At 68.4% G+C, this 10,876-nt stretch carries 11 protein-coding genes; 5 read left to right on the plus strand and 6 right to left on the minus strand.

Annotated elements, in window-relative coordinates; genetic code table 11:
• Positions 1–8: 8 nt before the first annotated feature.
• The 3 genes from J2S76_RS16535 (at position 9) to J2S76_RS16545 (ending at position 3,521) form a co-directional block, all read left to right on the plus strand.
• Positions 9–1,814: a ShlB/FhaC/HecB family hemolysin secretion/activation protein gene (locus tag J2S76_RS16535; protein WP_307062091.1), complete on the plus strand. Its 1,806-nt coding sequence runs from the start codon at positions 9–11 to the stop codon at positions 1,812–1,814.
• Positions 1,815–1,964: 150 nt separating this feature from the next.
• Positions 1,965–2,759 (plus strand): SapC family protein, encoded by a 795-nt coding sequence (locus tag J2S76_RS16540; RefSeq protein WP_307062093.1) that lies wholly within the window; start codon positions 1,965–1,967, stop codon positions 2,757–2,759.
• 138 nt (positions 2,760–2,897) lie between these two features.
• Positions 2,898–3,521, plus strand: coding sequence for an invasion associated locus B family protein (locus J2S76_RS16545; protein ID WP_307062096.1), 624 nt, complete (start codon positions 2,898–2,900; stop codon positions 3,519–3,521).
• A gap of 116 nt (positions 3,522–3,637) precedes the next feature.
• Here J2S76_RS16545 and J2S76_RS16550 read toward each other — a convergent pair whose 3' ends face one another.
• The 6 genes from J2S76_RS16550 to J2S76_RS16575 form a co-directional block, all read right to left on the minus strand.
• Entirely contained in the window at positions 3,638–4,381 is a 744-nt protein-coding gene (locus J2S76_RS16550) for a phosphoadenylyl-sulfate reductase (protein WP_307062098.1), read from the minus strand.
• The gene (locus J2S76_RS16555) at positions 4,378–4,890 is read right to left on the minus strand and encodes a DUF934 domain-containing protein (RefSeq protein ID WP_307062100.1); all 513 of its coding nucleotides are present in this window, start codon (positions 4,888–4,890) and stop codon (positions 4,378–4,380) included. The genes J2S76_RS16550 and J2S76_RS16555 overlap by 4 nt, the downstream gene beginning before the upstream one ends.
• Positions 4,877–6,532, minus strand: coding sequence for a nitrite/sulfite reductase (locus J2S76_RS16560; RefSeq protein ID WP_307062102.1), 1,656 nt, complete (start codon positions 6,530–6,532; stop codon positions 4,877–4,879). The genes J2S76_RS16555 and J2S76_RS16560 overlap by 14 nt, the downstream gene beginning before the upstream one ends.
• 21 nt (positions 6,533–6,553) lie before the next feature.
• Positions 6,554–6,862, minus strand: coding sequence for a DUF2849 domain-containing protein (locus J2S76_RS16565; RefSeq protein WP_307062104.1), 309 nt, complete (start codon positions 6,860–6,862; stop codon positions 6,554–6,556).
• Positions 6,863–7,014: 152 nt separating this feature from the next.
• Positions 7,015–7,785, minus strand: coding sequence for a DUF429 domain-containing protein (locus tag J2S76_RS16570; protein ID WP_307062106.1), 771 nt, complete (start codon positions 7,783–7,785; stop codon positions 7,015–7,017).
• Between the two features lie 13 nt (positions 7,786–7,798).
• A complete protein-coding gene (locus J2S76_RS16575; protein WP_307062108.1) occupies positions 7,799–8,971 on the minus strand; it encodes an NAD(P)/FAD-dependent oxidoreductase in 1,173 nt (390 codons plus the stop codon).
• Between the two features lie 108 nt (positions 8,972–9,079).
• Between J2S76_RS16575 and J2S76_RS16580 the strand changes: the two genes are divergently transcribed.
• Both J2S76_RS16580 and J2S76_RS16585 read left to right on the plus strand, forming a co-directional pair.
• Positions 9,080–9,979 (plus strand): HpcH/HpaI aldolase/citrate lyase family protein, encoded by a 900-nt coding sequence (locus J2S76_RS16580; protein WP_307062110.1) that lies wholly within the window; start codon positions 9,080–9,082, stop codon positions 9,977–9,979.
• A 42-nt stretch (positions 9,980–10,021) separates the two neighbouring features.
• The gene (locus tag J2S76_RS16585; RefSeq protein ID WP_307062112.1) at positions 10,022–10,225 is read left to right on the plus strand and encodes a DUF1737 domain-containing protein; all 204 of its coding nucleotides are present in this window, start codon (positions 10,022–10,024) and stop codon (positions 10,223–10,225) included.
• Positions 10,226–10,876: the final 651 nt, after the last annotated feature.

A 10,876-nucleotide genomic window follows, 5' to 3' on the forward strand; every position in this document is an offset into this window, starting at 1 on the left:
GGATCGCCATGTCTGCCGCCGCCCTCGCTCCCCGGTTGCTGGTCGGTGCGGCGCTTGCGCTGCTGGCCGGCCTCGGCGTGTCGCCCGCGCAGGCGCAGCGCGTGGCGCCGATCGAACGCAATCTGCCACCCATTATCTCCGGCCAGGGGGGCGTCGTCCTTGGCCCGCAGGATCTTGCCGGAAGTGCCGATGACAGCCCGCTCGGCATCCTGCTGGCCGGGCTCACGCTGATCGGCCCGACGGAGGGCCTCCCATCGCGGCCGGCCCCCGGCATCCGTGTCGGCAGTATCGGCGCCATCGAGCGCCTGCCGCTGGAAAAGGCGCTGGCGCCGTTCCTGGGGCAGTCGCTCACCCTCAAGCGCATCAGCGAGATCCAGGCGGCCATTGCCAAGGCCTATCGCGCCGCCGGCTATCCTTTCGTCTCGGTGGTGCTGCCGCCGCAGGAAGTGACCGGGGGCGTGCTGGTGCTGCGGGTGGTGGAGTTCCGCACCGGTGCCATCCGGGTGATCGGGGCGACGCCGGGAACCGAGGCCGATCTGGCCGCGCGGCTGCGCGCCGCGCCCGGCCAGCGCATCTGGGCGCCCGCGCTGGATGAAGACCTGACCTGGCTCAACCGCCATCCCTACCGCACGGTCAATGCGCTGTTCGCGCCCGGCGACGATCTCGGGCTGAGCACGCTGACGCTGGAGGTCACGCCGCAGAAGCCGTGGCAGATCTTCGCCGGCGCGTCCAATACGGGCACGCATTCGACCGGCTTCGACCGTTACTATGCCGGCTTTGGAGCCATGCTGCCGGGGCTGCCGGAAAGCTTCGTGTCCTATCAGGTCACCGGCAGCGCGGATTTCTGGGCCGACCCCGCTTCCGTGGGCGCGGGCGCCACGCAGCCGAATTATTACAGCCAGTCCGCCCGCGTGGTGATCGGCACCGGGGCGCGCCAGAGCGTGGAAATCGCGCCCAACTATGTCGCCACCCGGCAGAACGAGGTGGGCACCGTCTTCGCTTTCGACAATATGACGTTTGAACTGCCGATCACCTACCGCACGGCGATTTCCAACCTGCTGCCGGGTGTGTTCGCCGGTGATCTCATCGTGGGCGCGTCCGGCAAGACGGTGTCACGTGGCAGCTATTTCGACGGCGCGGACATTGGCGGCGCCTCGGCCGACCTGTTCCAGATGATGCTGGGCTGGGTGGTGGTGCGCTCCGACACCTGGGGCACGACCAGCCTCGAGGCGCGGCTGGTGGCCAATCCGGGCGGGGTACTGGGCGGCAATAACGCGGCCGACTGGAGTGCCTATTCCGCCGGGCGTGTCACCGACCTGAACTATGTCTATGGCGGGGCCGACATCACGCGGCTGACGCGACTGCCCAAGGGCCTGTCCTGGGTGAGCCAGTTTTCCGGCGTCGCGGCCGGTCAGCCGCTGCCGAGCACGGAGCAGCTGAGCCTGGGCGGCCTTTATGCGACGCGGGGCTACACGCTGGACGATGCCACGGTGGATACCGGCCTCGTCTGGCGCAACGAGCTGCGCGCGCCGGCCTTCCCGCTGCTGTCGACGCTGGGAGTGGGGAACGTCACCGACGAGGTGTCGCCCTACGCTTTTCTCGATGTCGGCTGGGGGCATCTCTTCGGCTATGAGAGCGAACTCGGCCCGGTGGCGCATGAGGATTTCTCGCTCGCCGGCATCGGCCTCGGCGTGGACTACACGCTCAACCGGAACCTGACCGCCAGCCTGGTCGCCGGCGTCGCCCTGACCGATGCGATCTACAGCCGGCCGGGCGACATCACGGTTCAAGCCCGGATCTATGTCAGCTATTAGTCTTGGAGACTGCGCCGCGTCGATGGCTTCCTGGCGCGCGGCAGCGCGTCGGGCCGTGCGCGGCAACAGCCGGTGCCCCCGCGCGGGCGAGCTGGTGCTGCTCCGCCCGGGCGCCCGGCGGAAGACTGCTTTTGAAGTGAGGAAACATCCATGACATCCACCACTGCTTCCGCCCTGCCGCTGTTCTACCGGACCCCGATGCTGCTGCGCAGCCAGGAGCACGGCACGTTCGGCCTGCGCCGGGCGCATGATTTCCGCTTCGCCGCCGACACCGCCGTGGTGCCGCTGGTGGCCAGCGAGTTCGCGCCGGCGAGCCGCCACTACCCGATCGTCTTCGCGCCCGACGCCACCGCCACGCCGCTCGCCGTGCTGGGCGTGGCGGCCGGGCGCAACCTGTTTGTCGATGGCGAAGGCCAGTGGCGGGCGGGGACCTATGTGCCCGGCTATGTGCGCCGCTACCCCTTCGTGCCCATGACCAATGAGAGCGGCGGAGCGCCGATGCTGGCGGTCGACAGCGCCTCGCCGCGCGTGGTCAACCGGGTGTCGGAGGGGGAGGCGGACGCCTTCTTCGACGCCGCCGGAAAGCCCACGCCCACCAGCCAGGCGGCGATGGCGTTCTGCGAGAGCTATCGTGTCGAGGCCCTGCGGATCGCCGCCTTCGCCAAGGCGCTGCTGGAGCACAAGCTGCTGGTCGATCGCTCGGTGCGGATCAACTACCACGCGCCGAAGGATTCCGCCGAGGCGCCGCCCCCCGAGGCGGTCATCAACGGCTTCCGCATGGTGGACGAGGCGGCTTTCCGCGCCCTGCCGGCGGACGTAGTGGCGACGTTCCATGCCGAAGGCTGGAGTGATCTCGTGGTGCTGCATCTGGCGTCGCAGCTCGGCTGGCAGACGCTGGTGGAAGCCTCCGCCCCGAAGGCGGCCAAGGCCGCCGCTGCCGCCTGAGCGGGCGACACTTCGCCCGCCGCTGCCGCCGACGCGGCACCCCCCGCCCGGCGCGCGGCGCCGGCGGGGCCGGCTTTCGACCGTCCCCGCTCGTCCCTGCGCCTGGCCGGGGCACGTTCCTTGAAGGAAACAAGACAGATGGCCCGTCCGCTTCGCCCGCTCCTGCTCGCCGTGCTGGGTTTTGCCGCGCTGGGATCTGCCGGCATGACCTCTGCCGTCATCACCCCCGCCACGGCGCAGACGGCGCCCAAGCCCGCTGCGGCGGCGCCCAAGCCGGACGCCGGCAAGCCGGCCGGCACCAAGCCCGCCGATACCCTGCCGGGCGGGGCGACCTCGCTGCAGGAGAGCTTCGACGACTGGACGGTGAATTGCGGGCTGCCGGGCGGACGGCGCGTCTGCGTGCTGACGCAGGTGCAGACCGACCCGCAGAGCAAGAAGCGGGCGCTGACGATCGAGATCGGGGCCGCCGACGGCAAGAGCCTGACCGGCGTTCTGGCGCTGCCCTTCGGCATCGATCTGACGAGCGGGGCGACGATGCAGATCGACGCGGCCGCCCCGCTGCCGCCGCAGCCCTTCAGGGTCTGCCTGCCGGCGGGCTGCATGGTGCCCTTCGTCTTGGAGGGCGAGGCGCTGGCGCAGATGAAGACCGGCCAGCAGCTGAAGATCACCACCCGCGCCTTCGAGGGCGGCCAGCCGCTGGCGTTCACGGTCTCGCTCAAGGGCTTCGCCGCCGGCCTCGCCCGGCTGCAGACGCTGCTCTGAGGGGCGCCCGGCCGGCCTCTATCGAGCGGCCGCTGCCGACATACAAAACCCCGCCACCGTGAGGTGAGCGGGGTTTTTCATCTGCCGCCGGAAGGCGAGGAAGACGCCGGCGCGGTTCAGGTGCCGACGGTGCTGAGCAGCGTGTGGATGCCGCATTCGGTCTTGCCCTTGCCGCGCCAGCGGCCGGCGCGGGAATCCTCGCCGGCGGCGGCGCGGCTGGTGCAGGGCATGCAGCCGACCGAGGTGAAGCCCTTGGCCAGCATGGGATGGTCGGGCAGGGCGAAGTCCCGGTGCGCGGCTTCGACGCTTGCGCGGTCGAGATTGGCCAGCGGGTTGAACTTCAGGCGGATGCCGTCGCGCTCGACCACCGGGATCGAGGCGCGCTGGCCGCCCTGGTAGCGCTTGCGCCCGTTCAGCCAGCCGCCGAAGCCTTCCAGCGCCCGCGCCAGCGGCTCCACCTTGCGGATGCGGCAGCAGGTGTCGGGGTCGGTGAACCAGAGATCGCGCCCTTCATCGAGCGCCGCCACACGGGCCGCATCGGGCTGGATGCTGCGCACATCGGTGAGGCCGAGCCGGGCGGTGAGCGTGTCGCGATAGGCCAGCGTCTCCTCGAACAGAAAGCCGGTGTCGAGGAAGACGACGGGGATCGAGCGGTCGACCTCAGCCGCATAAGCCAGCAGCACGGCCGATTCCGTGCCGAAGGAGGAGACGAGGCACAGCCGGCCGGCCCCAAGCGTGCGCAGGGCGGCGGCGATGATGTCGGTCGGGCCGGCGTCGGCAAGCGCGCAGGCGAGCCCGCCCACTTCGTCCGTGCAGGGCGTGGCGGGGGCGAAATCCGTGCCGGGGCGCTGGAAGCTCATGAACGTACTCCCGGAAGGGTGCGACCGAGGCGCTGGCGCAGCAGGCTCGGGCGCGCATCGGTCGCCGGCTGGTAGAACACGGTGTAGCGGTGGGTCGCCTCGTCGAAGGCCTCGGCGTCGGCGGTCTTCACCGCCTCGATCTGGTCGAAGCCGGAACGCTCCATCAGCAGGAACTGGTCGCGCAGCACATTGCCGATGGCGCGGAGCGGACCCTTCCAGCCGAGCCGCTCGCGCAGCAGCCGCGCCTGGCTATAGGCGCGCCCGTCGCGGAAGGAAGGGAAGTTGAGCGCGATGAGCGCCAGCTGGTCGAGATAGGGCGCGATCTCGGCGATCGGCCGGTTGTTCGGCCAGACGAGGCCGATGGGGGCCTGCCGGCCTTTCAGCGCCTCCGCCTCCTTCAGGAAACGGTCGAGGCCGATCAGCACCGGCGCGCCCTCCGGCAGCGCCTCGTCATCATGCACGCGAACGAAGCTGTCCTCGACGATCTCGCCTTTTTCAATGAGCGGCATAGACGCGCTCCTTGAACGGCTCGACGCCGAGGCGGGCGACGGTGTCGATGAACAGCTCGTGCGGCCCGGCGCGCAGCTCCATGTAGGTGTCGACTACATCCTCGACGAGGCCGGGCACCTGCTCATAGGACACTGCCGGCCCCAGCAGCGTGCCGAGCTGGGCGTGCTCGTCGGCGCGCCCGCCAAGGGTGATCTGGTAGAATTCCTGGCCGTTCTTCTCGACGCCGAGAATGCCGATATGGCCGACATGGTGGTGGCCGCAGGCATTGATGCAGCCGGAGATGTTGATGTGCAGCCGGCCGACGCCGCGCGCCCGGTCGAGATCGGCGAAGCGCTTGGCGATCTCCTGCGCCACCGGAATGGCGCGGGCATTGGCCAGCGCGCAGTAATCGAGGCCCGGGCAGGCGATGATGTCGTTGACCAGATTGACGTTCGGCGTGGCAAGGCCGGCAGCGTCGAGCGCCGCCCACAGCGCCGGCAGGTCCTTCTGCGCCACATGCGGCAGGCACAGATTCTGCTCGTGGCCGACGCGGATTTCACTGAAGCCGTAGCGCTCGGCGAGGTCGGCGACCACGTCCATCTGGTCCGCCGTGGCATCGCCCGGAGGGGCGCCCACGGGCTTCAGCGAAATGGTGACGATCGAATAGCCGGGCACCTTGTGGGCGTGAACCGAATTGCGGTGCCAGGTGGCGAAACGCGGGTCGGCCAGCGCCTCGGTGAGCGCGGCCGGCTCGTTCGCCAGCGTCTCGAAGGCGGGGTAGATGAAGCGGTCGCGGATCTCGGCGATGGCCTCGTCGGTGAGGTGCAGCGCGCCCTCGCGGGTGGCCTCCCACTCGGCCTCGACCGCCTTGGAGAATTCCTCGGCGCCGATCTCGTGCACCAGGATCTTGATGCGCGCCTTGTAGATGTTGTCGCGGCGCCCGTACTGATTGTACACGCGCATGATCGCTTCGATGTAGCTCAGCAGCTCGCGCGCCGGCAGGAACGGGCGGATCGACTTGCCGACGAACGGCGTGCGGCCGAGCCCGCCGCCGACCAGCACCTCGAAGCCGAGTTCGCCCGCTTCATTGCGGTGCAGCCGCAGGCCGACATCGTGCACCTTGATCGCCGCGCGGTCATGGCCGGCGGCGGTGATGGCGATCTTGAACTTGCGCGGGAGATAGGTGAATTCCGGGTGCAGCGTCGAGTACTGGCGCAGGATCTCGGCCCAGATGCGCGGGTCGTCGCATTCTTCCGGCGTCGCGGCCGCCCACTGGTCGGTGGTGACGTTGCGGATGCAGTTGCCCGAGGTCTGGATGCCGTGGACGCCGACTTCGGCCAGCGCGGCCATCGCTTCGGGCAGTTCGTCGAGCTTGATCCAGTTGAACTGGATGTTCTGCCGGGTGGTGAAATGACCATAGCCGCGGTCATAGACGCGGGCGACATGGGCCATGCGGCGCAGCTGGGCGGCGTTCAGCGTGCCATAGGGAATGGCGATCCGCAGCATATAGGCGTGCAGCTGCAGATAGACGCCGTTCATCAGCCGCAGCGGCTTGAACTCGTCTTCCGAGAGCGCGCCGGACAGCCGGCGCCCGACCTGGTCGCGGAACTCGGCGACACGTTCGGCCAGAAAGGCGCGGTCAAATTCGTCATAGGCATACATGTCAGCGGTCGGCCTTATGCGTCAGTGAGGCAGTTCGAAGGTCGGGCCGGCGACGCGGATGCGCTCGCGCAGATTGCCGGGGCCGATGGTGCCCTGGTCATCCACTGTAACCGGGGCAACATAAGGGCCGACCGCGTCGAGATCGCGCTTGCCGGCTTCCGCCAGCAGGGCTATGGCGGCATCGGCCGTCGTCACCACGGTGGCATCCGCCAGATCGACCGACCAGCCGCCGTCCCTCGTGCGCCACACCACGGCGCCGTCGGTGAGACGGTTGGCGGTGACGGCGACAGGGCCATTGACCTTCAGTTTCTGCTGCTGCGGCGCGGCCATGCGCTATTCCCTCTCGTCAGTGGGTTATTTTTCTATCACACCAATTTAGAACGTACAAAAGAAATAAATGCACAAAATTGACGTGTAATTATGTCAAGGCAGCGCCGGATGGCATGTCCCTTCGACGTGAAGGAAGCGTTATATGCGCTGCGCTAGGCCCATATGGCGATGGCCAGCCCGTGGGCATCGCGCTCGGGCGGGGAGGGGAAGCTCGTCGCCTCGCGCCGGGCGATGCGGCGAGCCGTCCAGGCGGCGGCGCAGGCGTCGATGAGATCGTCCTGCCCCACCCTCAACTCGCGCGCCGCGAATGGCGAGAGCAGTTCGGGCGGAAAGCCTGCCTCGGCGAGAAGGCGCCGGCGCAGATCCAGGCCGGGCGCGGCGGGGACGCCCTTCACCTTTTTAGGGTGCTCCAGCGACACGCGGCCATTCATCGCCCAGAAGCTCACTTCGGGGTGACATTCAAACACCCGCTCCTGCATCGTGACGTTGGCGCGCAACCAGTCGTCAATCTCGATGATCCTCGGAAAGAGGGCGAAACCTTGCTTGGCAACCGCGCGCGGCGGGGTGGACGTCGCCCGCGCCTGCGCGCAGGCATGACGGCAGCGATCCGCTTCCGGCACGTTTTCAGCCGCACTGGCATAGACCGCGCCGCGCGAGGGCATGGAGAAAACGCTGGACTGTCTGTTGCCCAGAAGGGGCCGCACCAGCCGTTCCGGCGCCCGCCCTTTAGCCTCGATGCGCTCGGGCAACCCGATCGGCATGTCGACCGCAATGATGTCGGGCGCGAGGGGGCGGTCGAATAACTCGGCGAGGGTTTCAATGCGCGAGGCGTGCGCCTTTCCATCCGGCTCGACGATTACCGCGACCCAGCCGCCCTTGCCGTCGCCGCGATCCTTGCAGCCGTCTAGCCCTGCGACGCGCATATCCCGTCCCCCCTCAGATAATATTCAGCTCCGCATGCGGGCGGCCGGCCGCGATGCGTTCATAGGAGAACACGTCGAGATCGAGCGAGAGCGAGCGGCCATGCACCAGCCATTCGGCGATGGCGCGGCCGGCGGCGGGAGCCTGCTGCAGGCCGTGGCCGGAGAAGCCGTTCATAAAAAAGAAATTGGCGACTTCCGGGTGCGGGCCGATCACGGCGTTGTGGTCGAGCAGGTTCATCTCGTAATGCCCGGCCCAGGCGCGGATGACCTTCAGCTCCTCCATCGCCGGAATGCGATGGGCGAGGTTCGGCCAGATGTTCTCCTCGAACACCGACCAGTCGACCTCGAAATCGCCGTCCGCGTCGGGGTCATTGTCACTCGCCGGCGGGGCGCCGCAGATCTGGTAGGCGCCTTCGGGGCGGATATAGAAGCCGGAAGGGTCGACCAGCAGCGGCAGCTTTTCGATCGGCGTGCGGCAATGCACGACGAAGACGCAGCGCTTCTTGCCTTCCACCGGCAGCGGGATGCCGGCCATGGCGGCGACGCGCCCGGCGCGCGGCCCGGCGGCATTGACCAGCGCGCCGCAGCCGAGGCGTCGCCCATCCGCCAGCGTCGCGCCGGTGATGCGCGTGCCTTCGCGGGAGAGCCCCACCACTTCGCCGGTGATGAAATGCGCGCCCTGCGCCTTCGCCGCGCTGCGCAGGCAGGCGAGCAAGGCGTGGGCGTCGAACCAGCCCTCGCCCGAGCGGCCATAGGCGCCGGCGGCGAGATCCTCGACATTCAGCCACGGGAAGGTCGCCTTCAGTTCTGCGGGGTCGAGCAGGGCGATGTCGGCGCCCTCCGCCTGTTGGACGCGGTGATTGGCGGTGAGGATCGGCAGGCCGGCCGCTGAGGCGAGGATGAGATAGCCGCCCTCGTGAAAAGCGAGATCGGTATCGGGCCCGAAGCGCTCCTTGGCGCTGCGCAGGAAGTCCAGCCCGAACAGCGACATCCGGATGTTCTCCGGTATCGAGAATTGCTGGCGCAGCGAGGCGGCGGACAGGGTGGTGGACGCCTGCGCGAAGCTGGGGTCGCGCTCGACCACGCCGACACGGCCGCGAAAGGCGGGATCGAGGGTGAGGAAATAGGCGGTGGCGGCGCCCATGATCGCCCCGCCCACGATGAGCACGTCGTAAGTCTCGTCCATGGCCTTGACCCATAAAGGCGGCGCGACCGGGCACCGGCGCCCGATTGGCAGCCCGCCAGAGAGCGGGATAGGCTCTTCGCACTTTCCTGCCAATGAGCCGAGCGAATCATGTCCACACCCGTCCGTCCGCGCCGCAGCGTGCTGTTCATGCCGGGCTCGAACCCGCGCGCGCTGGAAAAGGCGAGAGGCCTGCCCGCCGACGCCATTGTTATCGACCTGGAAGACGCGGTGGCGCCGGATGCCAAGGCGCAGGCTCGCGCCCGCGTGGCGGCGACCTTGAGCGAGGGCGGCTTCAAGCCGCGTGAGGTGGTGGTGCGGGCCAATGGCGTCGACACGCCCTGGTTCTCGGAAGACCTCGCCATGATCGCCGCCGCCAGCGCGAGGGAGGAGGGGCCCGACGCGCTGCTGCTGCCCAAGGTGAGCGACCCGGAGACGCTGCTGACCGTCGGTCGCGCGCTGGAAGCGCTGGGCGCGGCGCCCTCGCTGCGGCTGTGGGCGATGATCGAGACGCCGATCGCGGTGCTGCGGGCGCTGGATATCGCCCTGGCGGCGAAGAACCCGGTGAGCCGGCTTGCCGTGCTGGCGCTCGGCACCAACGACCTCTCCAAGGAAACCGGCGCGCGCATCGTGCCCGGGCGCGCACCGATGGCGAGCTGGCTGTCGCACTGCGTGCTGGCGGCCCGGGCCGGCGGGACCGGGGTGCTCGACGCGGTGTGGAACGATTTCCGCGATATCGAAGGCTTCGCGCGCGAATGCGCGGAAGCGGCGGCGATGGGGTTCGATGGCAAGACGCTGATCCACCCCGACCAGATCGCCCCCTGCAATGCCGCCTTCTCACCCCCGGAAGAAGAGGTGGCGGCGGCGCGGGCGCTGATCGCGCTGTTCGACCGGCCGGAACATGCCGGCAAGGGGGTGGTGCAGGTCGAGGGGCGGATGGTGGAGCGCATGCACGCCGATATCGCCCGCAGGACCGTCGCGCTCGCCGACGCGATCGCGGCGCGGATGTGACCGGCGACGCTGAAAAGCCGCCGAACTACGGAGAAGACCGACATGAAGCTCTATCGTTATCTCACCGGACCGGACGACCAGGCCTTCTGCAAGCGGGTCTCGGCCGCGCTCAATAAGGGCTGGCAGCTGCAGGGCAGCCCGACCCTGACCTTCGACCCGGTGAAGGGACGGGTGATCTGCGGCCAGGCGATCATCAAGGAGGTCGAGGGCGAGTGGCACGAGGATGTGGTGCTCTCCGACCATTGAGGGCCGGGACGCGCGAGTGCCCGTAGATGCTGGATTTGCCGCGATTTCAGCCGGCACGCGCGACACCGGCGGGGCCGCTGGGCGGGCCGGAAAAAGCGGGCAAACGGAGGGCCGGCGCGGGGCGCCGAAACTGGGACAGCAAGGCTAACCAATTGAAAGGTCAGTCTTAATTCCCTTTTACGACAGGTTTATCAACAAGGTCGTGAACCTGTCATTTTTCTTGAAGAAGGCCGTTGACAGTCAGCCCGGCCTCCCCCTATAAAGCGCCCATCGACGCGGCGCCACCGCAACGGCGGGTTTGGCGCTCCTCTGAAGCACCCCACTTTGGTGAGGCTGCGGCGGCCGGTGGAAACCGGACGGGAGGTTTCGATGCGCTTATGGGTGTGAGCCCATAGGTTGAGGGACTTCGGTTCCTCGGGAGATTTGAGCTTCGGCTCGCGGGTTTCGGCCCATGCTGTTTGACAAGTGAAGAGTAAGAAAGAGAAACGTGGACGGCGGGGTCCTTGCGGACTTCCCCAGCTTCGGTCGGGGAAGTCGGATGAGACTTCGGCGGTCTTACGTTCTCGGAGCCGCGCTACCCTGCGAAGGGTACGCTGGTTCCAACCTCGTCAAGAGGTTTTGAGCGTAGCGACATTAAGCCGGATTTAAATA

The organism is Ancylobacter vacuolatus, from assembly GCF_030813595.1.
Lineage (GTDB): Bacteria > Pseudomonadota > Alphaproteobacteria > Rhizobiales > Xanthobacteraceae > Ancylobacter > Ancylobacter vacuolatus.